The sequence below is a fragment of the Sinomonas flava genome (genome assembly GCF_039531875.1).
Classification (GTDB): Bacteria; Actinomycetota; Actinomycetes; order Actinomycetales; family Micrococcaceae; genus Sinomonas; species Sinomonas flava.
This window is the reverse complement of sequence record NZ_BAAAQW010000002.1, coordinates 372470-392863: the sequence shown is the minus strand read 5'-3', so window position 1 is coordinate 392863 and position 20394 is coordinate 372470. Positions and strand designations below refer to the sequence as shown.

The 20394-nt window shown below is 70.7% G+C and carries 23 protein-coding genes and 1 pseudogene; 14 read left to right on the top strand and 10 right to left on the bottom strand.

Going from position 1 to position 20394, the window contains the following annotated elements:
• Nucleotides 1-67 precede the first annotated feature (67 nt).
• The 6 genes and pseudogenes from ABD298_RS18660 to ABD298_RS02660 form a co-directional block, all read left to right on the top strand.
• Nucleotides 68-169: pseudogene (locus ABD298_RS18660) on the top strand (hypothetical protein); the annotation flags it as partial.
• Nucleotides 129-572 (top strand): Imm10 family immunity protein, encoded by a 444-nt coding sequence (locus ABD298_RS18655; protein WP_425564280.1) that lies wholly within the window; start codon nt 129-131, stop codon nt 570-572. The pseudogene ABD298_RS18660 and the gene ABD298_RS18655, both read left to right, overlap by 41 nt.
• A 732-nt stretch (nt 573-1304) precedes the next feature.
• On the top strand, nt 1305-1472 hold the full coding sequence (locus tag ABD298_RS02675) for a hypothetical protein (RefSeq protein WP_344298145.1): 168 nt from the start codon (nt 1305-1307) through the stop codon (nt 1470-1472).
• 963 nt (nt 1473-2435) lie between these two features.
• On the top strand, nt 2436-2711 hold the full coding sequence (locus ABD298_RS02670) for a hypothetical protein (protein ID WP_344298144.1): 276 nt from the start codon (nt 2436-2438) through the stop codon (nt 2709-2711).
• Between the two features lie 24 nt (nt 2712-2735).
• Nucleotides 2736-3104 carry an NYN domain-containing protein gene (locus tag ABD298_RS02665; RefSeq protein WP_344298143.1) on the top strand — a complete coding sequence of 123 codons (369 nt, stop codon included), beginning with the start codon at nt 2736-2738 and terminating at the stop codon, nt 3102-3104.
• 266 nt (nt 3105-3370) lie between these two features.
• The gene (locus ABD298_RS02660) at nt 3371-3739 is read left to right on the top strand and encodes a response regulator transcription factor (protein WP_344298142.1); all 369 of its coding nucleotides are present in this window, start codon (nt 3371-3373) and stop codon (nt 3737-3739) included.
• A gap of 206 nt (nt 3740-3945) precedes the next feature.
• Here ABD298_RS02660 and ABD298_RS02655 read toward each other — a convergent pair whose 3' ends face one another.
• The 9 genes from ABD298_RS02655 to ABD298_RS02615 form a co-directional block, all read right to left on the bottom strand.
• Nucleotides 3946-4548, bottom strand: coding sequence for a hypothetical protein (locus ABD298_RS02655; protein WP_344298141.1), 603 nt, complete (start codon nt 4546-4548; stop codon nt 3946-3948).
• Nucleotides 4549-4689: 141 nt separating this feature from the next.
• Nucleotides 4690-5424 (bottom strand): alpha/beta hydrolase, encoded by a 735-nt coding sequence (locus ABD298_RS02650; protein WP_344298140.1) that lies wholly within the window; start codon nt 5422-5424, stop codon nt 4690-4692.
• A 30-nt stretch (nt 5425-5454) separates the two neighbouring features.
• The gene (locus tag ABD298_RS02645) at nt 5455-7803 is read right to left on the bottom strand and encodes an ATP-binding cassette domain-containing protein (protein ID WP_344298139.1); all 2349 of its coding nucleotides are present in this window, start codon (nt 7801-7803) and stop codon (nt 5455-5457) included.
• Nucleotides 7804-7837: 34 nt separating this feature from the next.
• On the bottom strand, nt 7838-8884 hold the full coding sequence (locus ABD298_RS02640; RefSeq protein WP_344298138.1) for an LCP family protein: 1047 nt from the start codon (nt 8882-8884) through the stop codon (nt 7838-7840).
• Between the two features lie 133 nt (nt 8885-9017).
• Nucleotides 9018-9197 carry a hypothetical protein gene (locus tag ABD298_RS02635; protein ID WP_344298137.1) on the bottom strand — a complete coding sequence of 60 codons (180 nt, stop codon included), beginning with the start codon at nt 9195-9197 and terminating at the stop codon, nt 9018-9020.
• Between the two features lie 134 nt (nt 9198-9331).
• Entirely contained in the window at nt 9332-10129 is a 798-nt protein-coding gene (locus ABD298_RS02630; RefSeq protein ID WP_344298136.1) for an SDR family oxidoreductase, read from the bottom strand.
• 86 nt (nt 10130-10215) lie between these two features.
• Nucleotides 10216-11238 (bottom strand): PHP domain-containing protein, encoded by a 1023-nt coding sequence (locus tag ABD298_RS02625; RefSeq protein WP_344298135.1) that lies wholly within the window; start codon nt 11236-11238, stop codon nt 10216-10218.
• 2 nt (nt 11239-11240) lie between these two features.
• Nucleotides 11241-11432: a hypothetical protein gene (locus ABD298_RS02620; RefSeq protein ID WP_344298134.1), complete on the bottom strand. Its 192-nt coding sequence runs from the start codon at nt 11430-11432 to the stop codon at nt 11241-11243.
• Nucleotides 11433-11577: 145 nt separating this feature from the next.
• Nucleotides 11578-12615: a YeiH family protein gene (locus ABD298_RS02615; RefSeq protein WP_344298133.1), complete on the bottom strand. Its 1038-nt coding sequence runs from the start codon at nt 12613-12615 to the stop codon at nt 11578-11580.
• A 70-nt stretch (nt 12616-12685) separates the two neighbouring features.
• On the opposite strand from ABD298_RS02615, the gene ABD298_RS02610 reads away from it, so the two are divergent.
• Genes ABD298_RS02610 through ABD298_RS02595 form a run of 4 tightly spaced genes read left to right on the top strand, consistent with a single transcriptional unit; the run spans nt 12686 to nt 15994 of the window.
• The gene (locus ABD298_RS02610; protein WP_344298132.1) at nt 12686-13573 is read left to right on the top strand and encodes a LysR family transcriptional regulator; all 888 of its coding nucleotides are present in this window, start codon (nt 12686-12688) and stop codon (nt 13571-13573) included.
• Nucleotides 13574-13591: 18 nt separating this feature from the next.
• Complete coding sequence (locus ABD298_RS02605) at nt 13592-14464, top strand: hypothetical protein (protein ID WP_344298131.1); 873 nt, start codon at nt 13592-13594, stop codon at nt 14462-14464.
• The gene (locus ABD298_RS02600) at nt 14461-15123 is read left to right on the top strand and encodes a peptide deformylase (protein WP_344298130.1); all 663 of its coding nucleotides are present in this window, start codon (nt 14461-14463) and stop codon (nt 15121-15123) included. The genes ABD298_RS02605 and ABD298_RS02600 overlap by 4 nt, the downstream gene beginning before the upstream one ends.
• A gap of 22 nt (nt 15124-15145) precedes the next feature.
• Complete coding sequence (locus ABD298_RS02595; RefSeq protein WP_344298129.1) at nt 15146-15994, top strand: methyltransferase domain-containing protein; 849 nt, start codon at nt 15146-15148, stop codon at nt 15992-15994.
• Here ABD298_RS02595 and yczE read toward each other — a convergent pair.
• Complete coding sequence (yczE, locus tag ABD298_RS02590) at nt 15972-16655, bottom strand: membrane protein YczE (protein WP_344298128.1); 684 nt, start codon at nt 16653-16655, stop codon at nt 15972-15974. The genes ABD298_RS02595 and yczE overlap by 23 nt on opposite strands.
• A 62-nt stretch (nt 16656-16717) precedes the next feature.
• Here yczE and yczR point away from each other — a divergent pair, with 62 nt between their 5' ends.
• The 4 genes from yczR to ABD298_RS02570 all read left to right on the top strand — a co-directional run bounded on the left by yczR (nt 16718) and on the right by ABD298_RS02570 (nt 20319).
• Nucleotides 16718-18115 carry a MocR-like transcription factor YczR gene (yczR, locus tag ABD298_RS02585; protein ID WP_344298127.1) on the top strand — a complete coding sequence of 466 codons (1398 nt, stop codon included), beginning with the start codon at nt 16718-16720 and terminating at the stop codon, nt 18113-18115.
• A gap of 90 nt (nt 18116-18205) precedes the next feature.
• Nucleotides 18206-18670, top strand: a complete 465-nt coding sequence (locus ABD298_RS02580; protein WP_344298126.1) for an NfeD family protein — start codon at nt 18206-18208, stop codon at nt 18668-18670.
• Between the two features lie 27 nt (nt 18671-18697).
• Nucleotides 18698-19846 (top strand): SPFH domain-containing protein, encoded by a 1149-nt coding sequence (locus ABD298_RS02575; RefSeq protein WP_344298125.1) that lies wholly within the window; start codon nt 18698-18700, stop codon nt 19844-19846.
• A 128-nt stretch (nt 19847-19974) separates the two neighbouring features.
• Complete coding sequence (locus ABD298_RS02570) at nt 19975-20319, top strand: RNA polymerase-binding protein RbpA (RefSeq protein WP_208712551.1); 345 nt, start codon at nt 19975-19977, stop codon at nt 20317-20319.
• Nucleotides 20320-20394: the final 75 nt, after the last annotated feature.

Genomic DNA, 20394 nt, shown 5'->3' with positions numbered 1-20394 from the left:
CCGGCTCAACGTCAACGCTCATCGGGTACCTCCTGTGTCAGAGTTACACCGTTGAAAGTACAGTCCCTGTGCCAGCTGCAAGGGAGCTATGAATCGCGCCGTAAAAGACCGTGGTGTTTCTGTAACCTATGAATGGCCGGAAGGAGTTTGGCATGCAGGTAGAAAGTGAACGTACGCCATTTATAAATCGAGTTCGTGCTGTCGGGTATGTTAGAGACGAGGACATGGCCTTTGAAGCACTTGTCCTCGCCGATGAAGTCAAAAACCCAAGATGGTCTCTCGAGTTTCAACGTCCCCTTGACCCTGACGATCAAGATCGAATCCTTGGCCTTGACACATATTGTCTGGTATTTCCTAGCGGTGAAACCGCCTATCAATGCTTGGCGCGAGTCCAAATCAGCAAGGCTAAGTTACGTTTGGTGCTAACTGAAGAGGCAGCGGCACGCTTGGGCCTGACTACCTCCTTAGACTTCATACTGGAATTAAGTCCAACCGATTTCGAGGAGATGACCGCTGGCCTCCGAGGAATACTTAAAGGACAGCGGGGGGAGCCACTTATCGTACTTGAATAAGCATGCAGTCGAGCCCTCACGCAAGGTGCTGTGGCGCTGCGCCAATGCTACAAGCGCCTGCAGTTCCTTTGCTGAGTATCAAGGCGCCGCCGATTCATGAGCGTCTTCTTGAAGCAGCCATTCAACGGGCAGAGGTACATACATCTTCAGGGTGATCCATCAACGGGCTACTTTGGCGCGCGAAGTTCCGACGGGCCGGGTCTTCGTTTGCAGCCGAAGAAACGGCTGGTGGAATCGCGCAATACGAACGTCAAAGTCGGGCATCGAAGACCGCGCCGAGCCCGCGCGCCTGACCCTCCAATCCGGCGCCACGACGTCGAGCTTGTACACAACGCCGTGGTGATCGTCTCCGAATCCACCGACGCCAAGGTACAGCATGACCGGCGACGCCTGACTATGACAACCGTCATACCGGTCCTGAATCAAGCCATAGTCACACAAACGCGCTCTCATCAACGGCCCCATCCGCCATGACGCCCTCCAGTCGCGGAACGCGCCTGGCCAGCATCAGTGAGAGTCGCCGAGGGCTTCTAAGGGATGCACCCGATGCCCCTGACCCGCCAGCGGAGCGGGGCAGCCCGAGTGTGGCCCTCCCCTATGGAGTGCCGGGCGACACGCCATCATCAAATCCGAGTGAATGCATAAAGTGCGTGACAGGTTAAGATCAGGAGCGCAAAAAAGGACCGAGCCCGTCGCCGTGACGGCGCACTCACCGTGCTCTTGCAGGGCAGGGTGACCCCCGAGCGGCGCGCGGCCGCCAATGAAGCAGCGCAGGATTCCGGCCTCTCGCTGAGCTTCTACCTCGACACTCTGATCCAGCACCTTGAGGAAAACGGCGGCCTGCCGATCTTCCCCAAGCCAAGACCGCAAGCCGAGGAGTTGCCTATCCAGGCCGCTTAAAGCAGAAGACCCGCACCAGGCGGGTCTTCCAAGCCTTCCACCACCCCTGAGCTTGGCGGCAAACCGGGTGGCGGATCCAGAGAAACCCTCCCTCAGGGTGGGCCCCCTTCGTACACCCCTTCTCGAGGAAGGACTGCTTCTTCATGGTAGCCGTTGCTGCCCCCGAACGTCATCTGCAGGCTGACAGCCATGCCGGCGTGTCTGCCACGCCATCACTGCCAGCGCAAGTCACACCCGCGCAGGCATGGGCTCTTGCCCCCTGATCGCAGGCCAGCCGGCGTACCGGGCGGGCCGCTGGGTCCGAAGCAAGTTCCAGTACCCAGGCACCCCCCACAAGCTAACCGCCGCGCCCCCACGGGAGCCGGCGGCCGTGCTGATCCACGACGCGGCAGGCCGAGTCACGACGCTATGCCTGGACCTGGACACCTCGAAGGCCACCCAAGCTGTCGTCGATGCCGACGCCCAGCGGCTGGGCGCCCTGCTGGCCTCGTGCGGCCTGCGCTACGTAGAGGACTTCTCGCCCTCTGGCGGCCGGCACGTGTACGTGCCCCTCGCCGAACCGATGGACGGCGCAGAAGCTCGCGAACTCGTGGCCGCGCTCGCTCGCACGGCTCCCAGCATGGACGCGAGCCCGCACCAGAACCTCTCCACCGGGTGCATCCGCGTTCCTGGCGCCCTCCACAAGCGCGGCGGCCATCAGCAGCTGATCACTCCACTGTCGTCCGCCTACGACATCCTCAGGAGGCGCAACCCCGCCGGGGACGTCGACAAGCTCCGCCAGGCGCTCGCACCTGAGCTGCGCCGCAGCCGCCAAGAGGCCGCGCTCCGGGCCAAGGCCGCCCCCTCCCCCCTGACGCCCCAGAAAGCCCGCGACGCCCGATCCTGCACCCCGGCGGCCGGCTGGCAGTCCCCACTCGCTCATCCGCGGCAGCGGCGAGCGGGCCCGGCGTCACCTCGGTGGCCGTGGACCACGCCGCGAACGCCCCCGAGGAACTGTCCAAGACGGCCCAGCTGCGCCGCTACCCGGTACGGCCGCTCCGCACGGTGGGTCCGTCTGCCCGGGGCGCTTCACTGGTGCTCATGGCGGCGGCCATGGGCGGCACCGGCACGATGGCGGAGGCGATCATGCTGCGCCAGCTGCTCAACGTCGCCAAGGCCGTCCACGAGATGCACAAGGCCACCCCGTGGGATCGCCGAGACGGGCCTGTTCGACACAGCCCGTTACCGCACGCCGTCTGAGGCGCGCATGGGCGTTGGCCTCTGATGGTCAAGGACAGCACAGATGCCGACGTTCCAGGTGCAACCTTCATTGCCTCGGTCTCCCGGCGCGAGGAGAAGGGCAGCGATGTCAATGTCGCTACCCACCTCTTGTCCGATGTCCTCCGGTCGACAGTGGAGGCTGCCGTGGTCGTCAGTAACGACAGCGACCTGAAGAAGCCGATCGAGCTGGCTCGGCGGTTCGTGCCGGTTGGCCTAGTCAACCCGACCAAGGGGATCCTGGCAGGAGCATTGAGGGATCCCCAGAGACGCGGAACGGGCGCCCATTGGTGGTACCAACTCACAGAGTCCGACTTCCGGGACGCGCAGATGCCGACGACCGTGGGCAGACTCGTGTGCCCGAGCGGGTGGTGAAAAAGAAAACCTGACCCCGGAGGGATCAGGTGGTATGGAACACGTGTCGTCCAAGCGTGGTGGAAAAAGCAAGCCACTAGCGGTGGATGGAACGGATCGTGGAACAGAGTGGTCCACGAAGCCAGCATCGCTGAGCCAATCTGCTGGGCCGCCTTCCTCGACATACGAAGGAACCCCGGACCTCTGACGAGGCGAACCCGAGGCGTTCGTCACTCCGAAGGCCCGCAAGCATCCCGGCCTAGCGCAAACCCGTCCCGAAGGGCACATTGGCGAGCCCGTCCGCTGCCTCCAAGATCGCGGCGGCCCCCAGACTCACACCGCGCGAGTACCAAGTTGCGGCTCTGGTCGCCGAGGGCCACAGCAACAAAGAGATCGCTATGGCCCTCGTCGTGTCGCCCCGGACCGTGGATGGCCGCGTCGAGAGCATCCTCGCGAAGCTCGGGGCCACGTCACGCACCCAGATCGCAACGTGGCTTACCACCTGCGGCCAGGGCGAGTTCGATTGCCTCCTCCCTCGATGCCACGGATGGGCCGGAGAGGATAGCTTCGAATCTGCGGTCTCCGAGTTCGTGCCGAACGCGAGCCGCCACCTGCTCGGAGTCGGACTGGATATAAGGTGGGTTATCGGCGGTTGAGTAGGACGAGTTGAAACAGGTGCGAGGACTCGTCCCACCGTGCCGTCGGGCGTTGTCAGCCGGTTACTCGTCCTTGTGCCGCAGCTGGCCTTGTCGGTGCCGGCTTGCTGTGTCGGCGCAGGTCAGCAGTGGTTTCTCGCATCTAGTGAGAGCTTTTCGCGTACAGTTCACGCTGTGGCGACGAGACGAGGCAAGCGCGCCACATCTCAGAACGGCTGAACGACGTCCAGGGCAGCCACGATCCTGTTCCCGTCCAGAACAATCGAGGTTTCGGGCATGCCCGCGTCGTTCCACCTCGCCACGAGACGGAGATCGCCCTGCTCGGGCAGGGGCCACAGCCACAGCCTCGAGGAGCTGACCCACTCGTCGCCGGTTCCCATCCCGGCTCCACCGCCTGCCTGCAGCAGCACGGGTTCAGTGACCGCGGACTCGGTTCCGAACATGGCCGGGCGAGGATGGCCGATGACCGCCTTGCGGCCATCGGCATACTCGATGCCGAAGAGCGGACCCGACTCCGAGGACCGGTGGCCGCCCATCGGCATCCGGAATGCCTTTGAGCTGAGCTCACCCCACTCATGCTCGGACATGCCGTCCCTCCGAGCGACCCAGGCAATCTCGATGCAGCACCCGGTGGAGTAGACCTGCAGTGATCGAACGCCCATCACCAAAGGCGGCGCACGATGCAAGAACTGCCCCACATGGATGACGACTGGCAATTCATTCGCCGGAGGACCCGCCCACACAGGCCGCGCCGGAGCCGGGCGAGAACGATGTTCAGGTGAAGCCGGCAGACCCTCGAAGAACGTCATGGCCCGATACTGCCATCAACCGCCCTCACCGCCACGCTCCGACTCGTCCGCCTTCAGCACGCCTCGCTGCCAGTTGAAGAAGGGGCCTTCACGCCCTGCCGACGCGGTGTCGCGACGCGGTGACGCGCTCGGTGCCGGGACTCACCACCCGAGCCAGTCAGCCGCCCGAGCCAACTCGTCGGGCGGGACAGTATGGCCGCCGTCGAACTCGTTGTAGGCGACATCGTACCCGTCGTTCCGTAGGGCCGGCACGATCCGCCGACTGGCGCGGTCGATGGGAAGGAGTTCGTCATCGACCCCGTGCGTGATGAACACGCGCGGCTTCCCCTGCCGCCCTCCGTCCGGCACGGACCCCGGCGAGAACGCCATGACCCTGCTGAAGAGGCCTCCGTTGGCGAGGCCGAGGGCCAGAGCGTACGAGGCGCCCGCGGAGAAGCCTGCGATGGCGATGCGGGCGGGATCCACGCGGGCTCGGCGGAAGGCCTCCGCGAGGGAGGCGTCGACGAGTGCGAGATCCGTCCCGAAGTTCCGGTCCCAGACCCTGCCCTGCGATGACGGGGCAAGGATGAGCGCCCCCAGCTGATCTGCCAGCGGCTGCGTGAACAGGCCGCCGCCGCGCGCATCGCTGCCGGCTCCGTGGAGGGACACGATGAGCGGGGTCGGAGCGTCCGGCGCCACGCTGCCGGGAACGTAGAGGACCGTTTCCCGGCCGGTCGGCGAACCGAGGTTGACCTCCCCCGGCCCGAGCCGGCCACTGACCTCCCGCGGCCTGGACCGGAGGGCGGCTGGGCGCCGGTCCGCGACGTCGCAGGCGGCCAGCGCGGCCAGCAGCGCACTGCAGGCCGCCAGGCCGACCACCGCACGACGCCGGATCATCCGCAGCCGCCCGTGTGAGACGGCACCGATCTAGACGGCACCGACGTACTTCGCGAGGTGCTCGCCGGTCAGCGTTCCCCGCCCGGCCACGAGCTCGGCCGGCGTGCCCTCGAAGACGACGCGCCCGCCGTCGTGCCCGGCGCCGGGCCCGAGGTCGATGATCCAGTCCGCGTGGGCCATGACGGCCTGATGGTGCTCGATCACGATCACTGACTTCCCAGAGTCCACGAGCCGGTCCAAGAGCCCCAGGAGCTGTTCGACGTCGGCCAGGTGCAGGCCCGTGGTGGGCTCGTCGAGGACGTAGATGCCGCCCTTCTCCCCCATCTGCGTCGCGAGCTTGAGGCGCTGCCGCTCGCCGCCGGACAGGGTCGTGAGGGGCTGGCCGAGGGAGAGGTACCCGAGCCCGACGTCGGCCATCCGCCCCAGGATCCTGTGCGCGGCGGGGATTGCCGAGTCCCCGGCGGAGAAGAAGTCCTCGGCGTCCTCCACGGACATCGCGAGCACCTCGGCGATGTCCCGGCCGTTGAGCGTGAACTCAAGCACCGCCGGCTGGAACCGCTTGCCCTCGCACTCCTCGCACGGCGTCGAGACGGTGTCCATGAAGCCGAGGTCCGTGTAGATGACGCCGGCGCCGTTGCACACGGGGCACGCGCCCTCGGAATTCGCACTGAACAGCGCGGGCTTGACGCCGTTGGCCTTCGCGAACGCTTTGCGGATCGGCTCGAGCAGCCCGGTGTAGGTGGCCGGGTTGCTGCGGCGCGACCCCTTGATGGCGCTCTGGTCGATGGCCACGACGCCGTCGCGCCGCGCGACCGAGCCGTGGATGAGCGAGCTCTTGCCAGACCCGGCCACCCCGGTCACTACGGTGAGCACGCCGAGCGGGATGTCGACGTCGACGTCCTTGAGATTGTGCGTCGATGCTCCCCGCACCTCGAGCGACCCCTTCGCCGTGCGCACCGAGTCCTTGAGCCTCGCGCGGTCGTCGAAGTGGCGCCCCGTGAGCGTCCCGCTCCCCCGCAGTTCCTCGACCGTGCCCTCGAAAGTGACCATCCCGCCCCCGGTGCCCGCTCCCGGGCCGAGGTCGACCACGTGGTCTGCGATGGCGATCGCTTCCGGCTTGTGCTCGACCACGAGCACCGTGTTCCCCTTGTCCCGCAGCTGCAGGAGGAGGCCGTTCATGCGCTGGATGTCGTGGGGGTGCAGGCCGATCGTCGGCTCGTCGAAGACATAGGTGACGTCGGTGAGCGACGAGCCGAGGTGCCGGATCATCTTCGTACGCTGGGCCTCTCCCCCGGACAGCGTGCCCGACGGCCGGTCCAGGGAGAGGTAGCCGAGGCCGATCTCCGTGAAGGAATCGAGGAGATCCTGCAGTCCCCTCAGGAGCGGGGTGACCGACGGCTCGTCGAGCTCCCTCACCCAGCGGGCGAGGTCCGTGATCTGCATCGCGCACACGTCGGCGATGCTCAGGCCCCTGATCTTCGACGACCGGGCCGGCTCGGCCAGCCTCGTGCCCCCGCACTCGGGGCAGGCCTGGAAGGTGATGGCCCGCTCCACGAAGGCCCGGATGTGCGGCTGCATCGCCTCCTTGTCCTTCGAGAGCATGGACTTCTGGATCTTGGGGATGAGTCCCTCGTAGGTGAGGTTGATGCCCTCGACCTTGATCTTCGTGGGCTCCCTGCGGAGCAGGTCGTGCAGTTCCCGCTGGGTGAATTTCTTGACGGGCTTGTCCATGTCGAAGAACCCAGACCCGGCGAAGATGCGCCCGTACCAGCCGTCCATGCTGTACCCGGGGACGGTGATCGCGCCCTCGGCCAGGGACTTCTCGGCGTCGTACAGCGCGGTGAGGTCGAAGTCGCTCACCGCGCCGGTCCCCTCGCACCTCGGGCACATGCCGCCGGTGACGGTGAACGAGCGCTTCTCCGTCTTCCCCGACGCCGTCTTGATGGCGCCCGCCCCGCTGACGGAGGGCACGTTGAACGAGTAGGCCTGCGGCGAGCCGATGTGGGGCTGCCCGAGCCGGCTGAAGAGCATGCGCAGCATCGCGTTGGCGTCCGTCACCGTCCCGACCGTGGAGCGGATGTTGGCGCCCATGCGCTCCTGGTCGACGATGATCGCCGTCGTGAGCCCCTCGAGCACGTCGACGTCGGGCCGGGCCATGGTCGGCATGAAGCCCTGCACGAACGTCGAGTACGTCTCGTTGATCATGCGCTGCGACTCGGCGGCGATCGTGGCGAACACGAGGGAGCTCTTGCCGGAGCCCGAGACGCCGGTGAACACGGTGAGCCGCCGCTTCGGCAGCTCGAGGGTCACGTCCTTGAGGTTGTTCTCGCGGGCGCCCTGGACGCGGATGAGGTCGTGGCTGTCGGCAGCGTGCGGCATGGCGCAAGTCTAGGCGCGAAGCCCCGGGCGGGTCCTAGGAGAGGCCGTGGGCCGCGACGTACTGCGCGAGTGTGTCGGACCCGAGCGCCTCCGCGACCGCGGCGATGCCGGGGTAGTCGGGCACCACGATCGACTGGCCGTCGTCGGAGAGGCCCGTTCCCGCGGTCGGCAGCGTGAAGAACGTGCTCGACGCCGGGTCGAGGCCGCGCAGCCCGTACCCGAGGGCGGCGAGCCCAGCTGCGTCCAGTCCCGGGTCCGCGATCACGTACGGCGAGGCGAGCCCGACGGCGGCGGCCGCCTCGGCGGGACTGCCCACCCGGCCGGTGGTGACCAGCTGGGCGATGAGCCCGCGGATGAACGCCTGCTGGTCGCGCACCCGCTGGTAGTCGCCGTCGGCGAACGCGTAGCGCTCACGCACGAACTCGAGGGCGGCCTGACCTTCCAGGTGGTTGATGCCCTGGGTGAAGGTGTGGTGGGTGTCGAACGTCGCGGTGAACGGCACCGGCACCTCCACGTCCACTCCGCCGAGCGCGTCCGTGATGGCCTTGAAGCCCTCGAAGTCCAGCATGGCGTAGTGGTCGATCCGAACCGACAGGAGGGAGGAGACCGTTTCCGCGACGAGGGACGGGCCACCCAAGGACAGGCTCGCATTGATCTTCGACGGGCCGTGCCCGGGGATGGTGACCCAGGAATCCCGCATGATCGAGATGCCGAAGACCCGACGGTGGTCGGCCTGGACGTGCAGGAGCATGATCATGTCCGCCCGCTGGTCCGCGACCCCGCCACCGGCCTCCTGGCTCGCCACCGCGTCCCGGGCGTTCCCGCGGATATCGCTGCCCATCACGAGGACGTTCAACGGCCCGGGCGGCACTTCGGCCAACGACGCCGGCGGCGTACCGGACGGGTTCGGCCCGCCGCTCGTCGGGCTTCCCGACGGGCCGCCGCGGGGGCCGGAGAGCACGAAGACAGCGATGCCGACCGCGGCCAGGAGCGCCAGCGCGACGGCGGCGAGCAGCACGCGCGAGCCGACCGCGCGCCGGCGTGCGCCCCGTGCCCCCGCTCCCCCACCGGGTCCTGCCATGAGCCCACGATCGCCGACTGCGGGAGCCCGCGGAAGTGGCTTTGGTCCGTACAGGTCCGCGCTGGCGGGGGGCACGAGAAGGGCGCCGCCCCAGCGATGCTGGAGCGGCGCCCTCATGGACCGTGGCTTTCGGTCAGACGAGCGTGTCGCCGACGTGGACGGTGAAGACGTCCGGGCCGCTGCGGGTGACCTTGACGTGGTCGCGGTGTGCGTTGGCCTTGGCGGAGACGTGGGAGATGGCCTCTTCGAGGGTGTGGTCGACCGTCGAAGGGTCCCAGATCTTGAGGGTCACGGAGTGAGATTCAAAGGTCATGCGTCGTTGCTTTCTCTGTGATCAGGAGGGTGGCCCCGGCAGCTCCTCGTTGAGCTGCTCGGACCATCCTATCTAGACCGGTACGGCGCTGTGACCATTGTGTGATCGAGTCCACAGGGTGAATGCAGACCGGTCTACCCCTTGCGCCACTCGTCGTCGGTCAGGTGCGAACCGGCCTGGGGCCCCATCTGCAGCATCCCGCCGTCGACCGTCCAGGACGCCCCCGTCACATACGCCGATGACGGCGAGGCGAGGAACGCGATGACCGCTGCCACCTCGCGCGCATCCCCGGGACGGCCGAGGGGGACGCCGGGCCGGTGGGTGCCGCGGGGGTCCTGGTCCTCCTGGCCCGTCATCGGCGTCGCGATCTCGCCCGGCGCCACGGAGTTCGCGGTGATCCCATGGGAGCCGAGCTCAAGCGCGATGGTCTTGACCAGGCCGCCGAGCCCGTGCTTCGCCGCGTCGTACGCCGACGACCCCACGCGCGGCTGGTGCTCGTGGACGCTCGTGACGGCGATCAGCCGGCCGCCGTTCCCAGCGGCCACCATCCGCCGGGCCGCGCGCTGCAGGCACACGAAGGCGCCGTCCAGATCGGTCGCCACAATGCCCCGCCAGCGCTCGTAGTCCATCTCGAGGAAGGGCTCGTTGGCGCCGGTGCCGGCGTTGTTGACGAAGACGTCGAGGCCCCCGAGCTCGTCCGCGAGCCCGTCCACCACGTCGCCGCAGCCGGGGAGGTCGGTGACGTCCAGGTGCGCGACGGCGGCGCGCCGCCCCAGGGCGCGGACCTCACCGGCGGTCTGTTCCGCGCCGTCCCGGTCCCGGTGCCAGGTGATCCCGACATCCAGGCCGGCCTCGGCGAGGGCAACGGCGGTCGCCTTGCCGATGCCGGAGTCGGCTCCGGTGACGATGGCGGTACGGGGGGTGAACGGCATGGCTTCCTCCTCGGGACGGCTCATTCCGGCCCGTACCCGAGACGCGCATCCGTCAAACGGTTCCGGGGAGCGTCACCGCGGGAGCGTCACCCGCGGCGCCGGCCAGTCCACTCGAGGAGGCGCTCGAGCGGCCACGTCGTGACGATCCGCTCGGCCGGGACTCCGTTCGCCTCGGCGCGGGCGGCGCCGAGTCTGGGGAAGTCGAGCTGCCCGGGAGCGTGGGCGTCGCTGTCGATCGAGAAGAGGCAGCCGGCGTCGAGCGCCGCCTGGATGAGCCTGTCCGGCGGGTCCTGGCGCTCCGGCCGCGAGTTGATCTCCACGGCCACGCCGTTCTCCGCGCACGCCGCGAACACGCGCGCGGCATCGAACACGGACTCCGGCCGCGTGCCCCGCGACCCCTGGACCAGCCGGCCGGTGCAGTGTCCGAGGACGTCGGTGTGCGGGTCCTCGATTGCCGCGAGCATACGCCGGGTCATCGGCCCGGACTCGGAGCGCAGCTTGGAGTGGACGCTCGCGACGACGACGTCCAGGCGCGCGAGCAGGTCAGGCCGCTGGTCGAGGGAGCCGTCCTCGAGGATGTCCACCTCGATGCCCGTCAGGAGGCGCAGGCCGTCTCCGAGGCCTGCGTTGATCTCCTCGACGAGGCCCAGCTGGCCCTCGAGCCGCTCGGCGGACAGTCCGTTGGCGATCGTGAGGCTGGGCGAGTGGTCGGTCAGGGCGAGGTACTCGCGACCGAGCCACTGCGCCGCATGGGCCATCTCCTCAGGGGGCGACCCCCCGTCGGAGAAGTCGCTGTGGCTGTGCAGGTCGCCGCGCAGGAGCGTCACGAGGCCGCCGCGGGCCCGAGGCTCCGCTTCCGCCCGCTCGCGAAGCACGGCCAGGTACTCGGGCACGTCGCCGTCGACCGCCTGGCGGATCACCTCGAGCGTCCGGTCCCCGATCCCGGCCACGCGCCGGAGCCGGCCGTCGCGCGCGCGGGCGGCGACGTCGTCGGGGGCCATCTGGCCGATCGCCTCGGCCGCGCGGCGGAAGGCCTTGACCTTGAAGCTCGGCGCGAGGTCGCGCTCGAGCCAGAACGCGATCTCCTTGAGGGCCTCGATCGGGTCCACGGCTACCCCCGGGCTTCTGCCGGCTCGGGGAGCGCACGACGGCGTGGGCGGGCTCGGGCGGGAAGCGGCACGGTGAGCACGGCGAGGCAGGCGACGATCTCGGCCATCCCCGCCCAGCCGAGGAGGGGCAGCCTCTCCCCCATCACGAGGACGGCGAGCGCCCCGAACGCGTGGTCTCGACGAGGACGGCCCACCGCGCACCTCCGTTTCCGACGGGGTCTCCTGCGGGTCCCACCCTACGCCGCGATCACGGCCGACGTCGCGAAGGCGCCTTCGACACAACCGCTGCCTGAACATCCCTGCGCGCCGGCTGGGGACTGGATCCGGGCGGCTCTTTCCCTAGGCCACGATCAGGGCACCGGCGAGGCCGACGGCCCCCACAGCGAGCGTCGAGCCGACGGCGAGGACGAGCGACCGCCCGCCACGCCGGGCGAGCGAACGGATCCGGACACCGGCTCCCAGGGCGAACATGGCCGTCGCGAGCAGGAAGGTCTGGAGCGTCTGCGCCCCGGCACGGACCCCGTCGGGCACCTGCGCGACGCTGCCGACGAGCACGAGGGCCACGAAGCCGAGGACGAAGAGCGGAACCAGCGGCGGCCGCCGTCGGCCCTCCGCGGCGCCGTCACGCCTCATCCGCCACCCGAGGATCGCCGCGACCGGGGCGAGCATCAGGACCCTCGCCAGCTTGACTGTCACGGCGAGCCCGAGGGCCCCGCCCCCGAGCGCGCCTGAGACGGCCACGACCTGGGCGACCTCGTGGACGCTGGCTCCCGCCCATACCGCTGAGACCTCCGCCCCCAGGCCCAGGGCCGCGGCGACGAGCGGCAGGGCCGGGATCATGAGGGTGCCGAACAGGACCACCAGGGCCACCGCGGTGACTGTCTCCTCCTCGTCGGCCCGCACGACGGATTCGACGCCGGCCACCGCGGCCGCGCCGCAGATGGAGAACCCGCACGCGATCAGGAGTGCCTGGCGCGGCGGCACGCTCAGGAGCCGGCCCATCGCCAGGCTCGCGACGACCCCCGTCGAGACCACTGCCGCCGCGAGGGCAGGGATGCCCCATCCGAGGGCCGCCAGCTGCGGGAGCGAGAGCTGGAGGCCGAGGAGCACGATCCCCAGGCGCAGGGGCACGCGCGCGGCGAGCGCTAGGCCGGGTCCCGCCCAACCGGGCAGCAGCCCCACGTTTCCAGCGACCACGCCGAGCGCGATCGCCGCCAGCAGCGCGCTCGTGCCCGGCAGGACCGAGGCGACGCCCGAGGCGAGGACTGCGCCGCCGAGCGCGGCGCCCATGCCGGGGGCGACGCGGCGGAGGGCGGGGCGCAGGGATGAGGCACAGGCCTTCCGGAGTCTCAGCGGAGCACGTGCGGTCAGGGGCATCCTTCCATGGTTCCGGGTGGGAGGGGGTCGCAGTAGCCGCCGGTTCCGGATGGGCCCATATGCTGGTGATATGACTGTTCGGGACTGGGATCTGCGGCATTTCCGCCTGCTCGCGGCGATCGCGTCGGAGGGGAGCATCGGCGCGGCGGCCCGGCAGACCGGAATGGCACAGCCCAACGCCTCGCGGCTGCTCGATCAGATGGAGCGGTCCGCCGGCTTCGCCCTCGCTACGCGGACGCCGAGGGGGACGGGCCTGACCGACCGCGGACGGGTGATCGCCGGGCTCGCCGCGGAGGTGATCGAGGCGGCGGAGAACGTCGCCCGAGCCGTGGGCGCTTTGGAGGGCGAGCGCGGTGCGCTCCACCTGTGCGCCTCCCTGACGGTCGCGGAGCACCTCATGCCGGCGTGGCTCGCCGCCGCCCAGGAACGCCTCCCGGGGCTCGCACTAAGCCTCGACGTCGGCAACTCCGACGAGGTCTTCGACCGGCTCCGCACCGGCGCGGCCGACCTCGGGTTCGTCGAAGGCCCGACCGTCCAGACCGGCTTCCGCTACCTGGACGTCGGGCGGGACGAACTGGTCGTCGTCGTGCGCCCCGACCACCCGTGGGCGGACGACGGCGGCCCCTCGCCCGCGCAGGTCGCGGCGGCTGGGCTCGTGGTCCGCGAGCCCGGCTCGGGGACCCGCCAGACGACCGACCGCGCCCTCGCTCCGCACGGTTCGGGCCCTCGGTTCGAGGTGGGCAGCAACGCGGCGCTCGCGGCGAGCGTCGCGGCCGGTCTCGGGCCCGGCGTCGTGAGCCGGCTCGCTGTCCAGCTCGCGCTGCGCAGCGGCCGGCTCGTGGAGGTCCCCGTGGAAGGGCTGCGGCTCAGACGGGTCCTGCGCGCCGTGTGGTCCGGCGCCGTCCCGCTCTCCCGCACGGCCGAGGACTTCCTCCGGATCGTGTCCCCCTCGGGCTAGCCGCCATACGCTGGAGGCATGCGTCTGCCCAGGCTCGCTGCGCTGAGTGCCGCCGTCCTCGCGGCGACCGGCTGCACGTCCCCCGCACAGGTGCCGGCGCCCACAGGGACGGACCCAGCCGCGGCCCTGGCCGCCGCGGTGGACCAGTTCAGGGACCAGTACGCCAGCGGGGGGATCGTCTTCCAGCTGACGGCGCCCGCCGGAACGGACACGACGGTCACCCGGGTGGAGCTCATCGATACCCGCTTCGGGCCCGGGACCGTGTGGACCGGGAACACGGTGCTCCCGGGCGGCCAGACGAAGAGCCTCCCCGCCACTCTCGGGCCCGCGCTCTGTGGTGCAGAGGGGGACGGATTCCCTGCCCTCAGGGTGTCCCTCGCCGACGGGGCCACCGCACTCCTCACCGCCCAGGACCAGCACGGCGTGCTCGCCCGGGTGCACGGCGAGCGCTGCTTCGCCGACCGCGCCGGGGCAGCGGTCATCCTGGGCCTCGAGGACGCGCTCGCGCCGGGCCCCTCCCCGGACACTGTCGCGCTGAAGCTTGTCGTGGGCCCGCCGACTGCCGGCGGCGCGGCCGGGTCCTTCCCGGGCACCCTCGGCCCGGCCGTCCTGCGCTCCGTCGGGACCACGACGCTGCTGGCCGAGGACTCCCGGGCGCCTTGGCCGCGCGACGTCGCCCTTGTGCCGGGCAGCGGTGTGGCGATCGTCGTGCGGCCCGCCCGCTGCGACCCCCACGCCGTCGCCGAGGACAAGGTGGGCACCCTCATCCCGCTGGCCCTCGACGTCGCCGGGCAGGAGGGGGTCGTCAAAGTCGCGGCCTCCCCCGCGCTCCGCGGCCAGCTGTACGACGCGGTCATCCGCATCTGCCGCGATCTAGGCTTGGGCCCATGACCCTGCACCCGCCGCACGCCGCCCCCGCGAGCACGTGGTCCGCCGGACGGCTGGCGGAGGCCGCCGCGGAGATCGTCGCCGCGGCGTCCCTGCCGGCCATCGTCCAGGCCGGGCACCCGGTCCTGCGCACGCGTGCGCTGCCCTTCGACGGCCAGTTCGACGCTGCCCTGCTGGCCGCCCTCGTGGACATCATGCGCAGGACCATGCATGCCGCACCGGGCGTCGGGCTGGCGGCGCCGCAGATCGGCCTGCCGCTGCGGCTCGCGGTGGTCGAGGATTCGTGGGCGGTGGACGAGGAGGTCGCGCAGGCCAGATCCCGGGCGCCACTACCGTTCTTCGCGGTGCTGAACCCGGTCTGCGTTCCGCTCGGCGACGAGCGCGACGCCTTCTACGAAGGCTGCCTGTCGGTGCGCGGCTACACTGCCGTGGTGCGGCGCCCCCGTCGGGTCGAGGCGCGGTGGACCGCCCCCGACGGCGCGGCGCGGACCGCCGAGTTCTCGGGCTGGCAGGCGCGGATCCTGCAGCACGAGACGGACCACCTCAGCGGCACCCTCTACCTGGACCGCGCCGAGCTGCGCTCGCTGTCCTCGAACGGCGAGTACTCGGCCCGCTGGGCGCATCCCACCCCCGAGCGCGCCGCGCGGGAGCTCGGCTTCTAGCCGCAGGCCTACGATGGGCACCATGCTCTCGGACGCCCAGGACCTCCTTCTCTGCCCCCAGTGCGGCTCGGCATGGGACGGCGGGGAGAGCCGCGCGAGGTCGCTCGTGTGCCTCTCAGGCCACCGGTACGACGCCGCGCGGCAGGGGTACGTCAACTTCCTCACGGGGCGCGGGAGCAGGTTCACCCCGGACACCGCGGAGATGGTCCTGGCCCGGGAGCGCTTCCTCGCAGCCGGCCACTACGCGCCCGCCGCCGACGCCCTGGCACACGCCTGCGCGGCCCTGCCCGATGACGCCGCCGTCCTCGATGCCGGCGCGGGGACCGGCTACTACCTCGCCGCAGTGCTCGCCGCGCACAGGGCAGACGCGCGACGGCGTGCCCGCGCCGTCGCGCTCGACCTCTCCCCCCACGCCCTCCGGCGCGCTGCGAAGATCCCGGGCGTCGCCGCCGTCGTGTGGGACCTCTGGAGGCGCCTCCCCCTGGCCGACGCCAGTGTCGACGCCGTCCTGGACGTCTTCGCTCCCCGCAACCTGCCCGAGTTCGCCCGGGTGACGCGCACGGGCGGCCTGCTGTGCGTCGTGACGCCTCTTCCCGGGCACCTGGCCGAGCTGCGCGGCCGGCTGCCGATGCTGGAGGTGCCGGAGGGCAAGGCCGACGCGCTCGAACGGGAGGCCTCGGAGCACTGGGAGCCGGTCGTGCGCACGCGGCTCGCCTTCGCCCTGCCGCTCACGCGCGAGGCGGCCGTGGACCTGGCGCTCATGGGCCCTGCGGGGCACCACCACTCGCGGGACGAACTGCTGGCCGTCCTCGGAGACGAGCCAGTCGCCGCCACGGCCGCCATGGAGCTCAGCATGCTGCGGCGCCGCTGACCCGCTCGGGCCGGGGCGCCGCCGTCGTGCGGGGCCCGGCGAGGTCCACGCGGAAGAGGCGCACGGCGATCTGGATGAGCGGGCCGATGCCGAACGCGAAGACGGCCGTGCCCACTCCCACCGTCCCGCCCAGCAGCCATCCCAGGGCGACGACACTGAGCTCGATGCCCGATCGCACCGCCCACACGGGCCACCCCGTCCGGCGGACCAGCCCGGTCATGAGGCCGTCGCGGGGTCCCGCGCCCAGGCCTGCGCCGAGGTAGAGCGCGGAAGCGGCCGCCAGCAGGGCCAGCCCGCCGGCGAAGGCGAGCGACTGGAGCACGAGCCCGCTGGCCGCCGGAACCCACGAGAGCCCGAGGTCGGCGAAGACCCCGACGAGGGCCGCATTGGAGAGGGTCCCCCACCCCGGCCGCTCGCGCAACGGCACCCACAGCACCAGAACCGCGGCGCTGATCGCGATGGTCGCGACGCCGAAGCTCATGCCGGTCGCGAGCGCGACTCCCTGGCCGAGGACGTCCCACGGGGATGCCCCGAGGCCCGAGCGCAGCAGGAGGGCGATCGCGAGCCCATACCCTGCGAGCCCGGCGTAGAGGCGGACGAGCCGGACGGCGAGGCGCGGGCTGGTGAGGAAGGCCGTGGCGAGTGCGCTGGGTCGGTGCATAGTGACGATCCTGCCCAGCGATTGGCCTCCTCGCAAAGGTCCAATTCACGTACGGTGGACTGATGGCCTCCATCACATCGGTCCGCCTCGCCCGTCTGCTCGGCTCCTGGCGGCACGGCGGCCCCGCTTATGCCGAACTTGCCGAGCGGCTCCGGCTCCTCTCGATCGACGGCCGCCTGCCCGATGGGACGCGGCTCCCGGCCGAGCGGGACCTTGCGCTCACGCTCGGGCTGTCCCGCACCACGGTGGCCGCAGCCTACGGGCGGCTCCGCGACCTCGGTGCCCTCATGAGCGTGCGCGGCTCGGGGAGCTACGTCGCGCTCCCCGGCGGCCCCGCACTGCCTGCCCCGGACGCCTCCGGATTCCTGGACCTCACCAAGGCCGCCATGCCTGCTGCCGGAGTCGTGGAAGAGTGCTACGGGCGCGCCGCCGCGCAGATCGGGGCCGAGCTCGGTGGGTCTGGGTATGAGCTGCTCGGGCTCCCCCGCCTCCGCGTCGCGGTCGCCGAGCATTTCACGCGTCGTGGCGCGGCCACCGACCCCGAGCAGGTCCTCATCACCACCGGCGTCCAGCACGGGCTGTCGCTGCTCGCGCGGGCACTCGTGTCGCCGGGGGACCGCGCCGCCGTCGAACAGCCGACCTACCCGCATGCCATGGACACGCTCCTCGCCGCCAAGGCGCGGCTCGTGGGGATCCCGGTCAGCCCGGACGGATGGGACCTCGAGGCGGCGGAGGAGGCGTTCGCCGCCGCGTCGCCCACGGTGGCCTACGTCATGCCCGACTTCCAGAACCCCACCGGCGCGAGCCTGGCGCCGGAGGGCCGGGAGCGGCTCGCGCGCCTCGCCGAACGCCACGGGACCCTGCTCGTGGCCGACGAGACGACGGCCCTGCTCGACATCCGGCGCGGCCCGCTTGCGCCGCTCGCCGCATGGTCGCCGACGTCGGTGACCCTCGGCGGCCTGTCCAAGCTCGCGTGGGGCGGGCTCCGGATCGGCTGGATCAGGGCGCCGCGCTCCGTCCTCGCGCGGCTCGCGCAGGCACGCCCGGCCCTCGACCTCGGCACCCCTGTCTTCGAGCAGCTCGTCGCAGCCGAGCTGCTCGCCCGCGAGGATCTCCTGGTGGCGGAGCGGCGCACCCGTCTCGCGGCGGGACTGGATGCCCTCACGGGAGCCCTCGCGGAGGGCTTCCCGGAGTGGCGGGTCACGGAGCCCGACGGCGGGATGGCCGTCTGGGCGGACTGCTCGCCCCTGTCCTCGTCCCGACTCGTCGTGGCCGCACACGCCCGGCGGGTCGCCCTGACCGCCGGCCCGCGCTTCGGCTTCGACGGCGCGTTCGAGCACCGGCTCAGGCTCCCCTTCACCGCTTCGCCGGACGACCTCAGCGACGCCGTGGCCGCGCTCCGCGCGGCCTCCACGAGCTGGTCCGCGGGGCCAGCAGACGCCCCCCTGATCACCGTCTGAGCAGGCCCGGAAAGGGCCTCCGCGCCAGCCCTGCACGGGCCACCGGACTGGTCTACTGTGAGAGCAGAGGCGCTGCACGGGGAGGCAGGAATGGACTGGTTCGAGCAGAACGCATGGATGGTGTGGCTCGTGCTGGCCCTCGTCCTGGGCGGGATCGAGATGCTGAGCCTCAGCCTCGTCTTCATCATGCTCTCCGGCGGCGCCCTCGCCGGGCTCGTGACGGCGCTCCTCGGCGGTCCGGTCTGGCTCCAAGGCGTCGTGTTCGCCGCTGTGTCGGTGGGGATGGTCGCGTTCGTCCGTCCCGTGGCCATGCGGCACATGCGCCCGGGCATCGAGGACGTCCGCACGAACATCGACCGGCTCGTCGGCTCATCAGCGACGGTGCTCGAGGCCGTCGACTCAGCCCACGGACTCGTCAAGATCGGCGGCGATGTCTGGACCGCGCGCGCCCAGCGCGGAGAGTTCATCCCGGGCGACGTCGTCACGGTCGTCGCGATCGACGGCGCCACCGCCGTCGTGGCCCCGGGCGAGACCACCTCGCCCTACCGAAGCTAGGCACTCCTAATCATCGAAGGGGGAACCATGGACGCCGGAAGCATCCTTCTCCTGGTCGTCGTCGCGGCGGTCATCCTGTTCGTCCTGACCGTCCTGGTCCGTGCGGTGCGCATCATCCCGCAGGCGAGGGCCGGCGTCGTCGAGCGTCTGGGCAAGTACCAGCGCACGCTGAGCCCGGGGCTGACCCTGCTCATCCCGTTCGTCGACCGGCTCCTTCCGCTGCTGGACCTGCGCGAGCAGGTCGTGTCCTTCCCGCCGCAGCCGGTCATCACGTCGGACAACCTCGTCGTCTCGATCGACACGGTCGTGTACTTCCAGGTCACGGACCCGCGGGCCGCGACCTATGAGATCGCCAACTACATCCAAGCGGTCGAGCAGCTGACCATCACGACGCTCCGCAACGTCGTGGGCGGCCTGAACCTCGAAGAGGCGCTCACCTCGCGCGACCAGATCAACGGCCAGCTCCGCGGGGTCCTCGACGAGGCCACCGGCCGCTGGGGGCTGCGCGTGTCGAGGGTCGAGCTCAAGGCGATCGATCCACCCCACTCGATCCAGGACTCCATGGAGAAGCAGATGCGTGCCGAGCGCGACCGGCGCGCGGCCATCCTCACCGCGGAAGGCACGAAGCAGTCCGCGATCCTCACCGCCGAGGGCGAGCGGCAGTCGCAGATCCTCAAGGCCGAGGGCCAGGCAAAGGCCGCCGTGCTCCGGGCCGACGGCGAGGCACAGGCGATCCAGAAGGTCTTCGACGCGATCCACCGCGGCAATCCGGACCAGAAGCTGCTCGCATACCAGTACCTGCAGACGCTGCCCAAGATCGCCGAGGGCGGCTCGAACAAGCTCTGGATCATCCCGAGCGAGGTCGGCGACGCGCTCAAGGGGATCGGCGGCATGCTCGGGAACGTCGCCGCCCAGCCTGCCGCCGGTTCAGGCGAGGGCGAGGAGGCCCGCGAGCCCGCGTACCCTGCCGTCCAAGCAGCGTCTCCGATCCCCTCGGACCCGGCTCTCGCCCCCACGGACGGCATCGAGTCGGCCGCGTCCCTCGAGGAGGACGCGCGCGCCTTCGTCGCCGAGGCTTCGAAGCCTTCCGAGCTCGACGCCGAGGCGGAGGGCATCCTGCGCCATCACGCGGCGCGCCAGCTCGACGAGCACGACGGCGGGCCGGACGAGCCGTAGCCGGGCTCGCCGGCGTCGACCGCCTATAATGGAACGTCCGCCGGGCCGCTGGGAACATGCCGGCCCCGGAAGACGTTGGGATCTGAGTCGGGCGATGGCCGTGCCCGGCAGAACGTGAGGGAGAAGACATGAGCGACCGCAGCCTGCGCGGCATGCGCCTGGGTGCACAGTCCATGGAGACGGAGGCGGGCGTCGAGCCTGCCCCGCGGCAGCGCGTCGAGTACCGCTGCGAGGACGGCGAGCAGGTGTTCGTCACGTTCTCCTCCGAGGCGGAGATCCCGCCGGTCTGGACGTCCAAGACCGGCAAGGAAGCCTTCCTCGTAGATGGGGAGCGGCCGACCGACACCAACGAGAAGGCCGTCCGCACGCACTGGGACATGCTCCTCGAGCGCCGTTCCATCCCCGAGCTCGAGCAGATCCTTGCCGACCGGCTCACGCTGCTCCGCAGCAGGCGGGGCGAGCGCGTCGGCTGACGCAGCAGACGCTGACGCACTGCAGGCAGAACAGAGCAGACACAGAGCACGCACGGAGAGGGCGGGAACCATACG

Coding starts and splice junctions, on each gene's coding strand:
- ABD298_RS02615 (WP_344298133.1), bottom strand. CDS start 12,615: ATGCCCCTGACCGCACGTGCTCCGCTGAGACTCCGGAAGGCCTGTGCC.
- ABD298_RS02605 (WP_344298131.1), top strand. CDS start 13,592: ATGCGTCTGCCCAGGCTCGCTGCGCTGAGTGCCGCCGTCCTCGCGGCG.
- ABD298_RS02650 (WP_344298140.1), bottom strand. CDS start 5,424: ATGATCCGGCGTCGTGCGGTGGTCGGCCTGGCGGCCTGCAGTGCGCTG.
- ABD298_RS18655 (WP_425564280.1), top strand. CDS start 129: ATGAATGGCCGGAAGGAGTTTGGCATGCAGGTAGAAAGTGAACGTACG.
- ABD298_RS02595 (WP_344298129.1), top strand. CDS start 15,146: ATGCTCTCGGACGCCCAGGACCTCCTTCTCTGCCCCCAGTGCGGCTCG.
- ABD298_RS02600 (WP_344298130.1), top strand. CDS start 14,461: ATGACCCTGCACCCGCCGCACGCCGCCCCCGCGAGCACGTGGTCCGCC.
- ABD298_RS02580 (WP_344298126.1), top strand. CDS start 18,206: ATGGACTGGTTCGAGCAGAACGCATGGATGGTGTGGCTCGTGCTGGCC.
- yczR (WP_344298127.1), top strand. CDS start 16,718: ATGGCCTCCATCACATCGGTCCGCCTCGCCCGTCTGCTCGGCTCCTGG.
- yczE (WP_344298128.1), bottom strand. CDS start 16,655: ATGCACCGACCCAGCGCACTCGCCACGGCCTTCCTCACCAGCCCGCGC.
- ABD298_RS02570 (WP_208712551.1), top strand. CDS start 19,975: ATGAGCGACCGCAGCCTGCGCGGCATGCGCCTGGGTGCACAGTCCATG.
- ABD298_RS02645 (WP_344298139.1), bottom strand. CDS start 7,803: ATGCCGCACGCTGCCGACAGCCACGACCTCATCCGCGTCCAGGGCGCC.
- ABD298_RS02630 (WP_344298136.1), bottom strand. CDS start 10,129: ATGCCGTTCACCCCCCGTACCGCCATCGTCACCGGAGCCGACTCCGGC.
- ABD298_RS02655 (WP_344298141.1), bottom strand. CDS start 4,548: ATGACGTTCTTCGAGGGTCTGCCGGCTTCACCTGAACATCGTTCTCGC.
- ABD298_RS02665 (WP_344298143.1), top strand. CDS start 2,736: ATGGTCAAGGACAGCACAGATGCCGACGTTCCAGGTGCAACCTTCATT.
- ABD298_RS02640 (WP_344298138.1), bottom strand. CDS start 8,884: ATGGCAGGACCCGGTGGGGGAGCGGGGGCACGGGGCGCACGCCGGCGC.
- ABD298_RS02575 (WP_344298125.1), top strand. CDS start 18,698: ATGGACGCCGGAAGCATCCTTCTCCTGGTCGTCGTCGCGGCGGTCATC.
- ABD298_RS02610 (WP_344298132.1), top strand. CDS start 12,686: ATGACTGTTCGGGACTGGGATCTGCGGCATTTCCGCCTGCTCGCGGCG.
- ABD298_RS02635 (WP_344298137.1), bottom strand. CDS start 9,197: ATGACCTTTGAATCTCACTCCGTGACCCTCAAGATCTGGGACCCTTCG.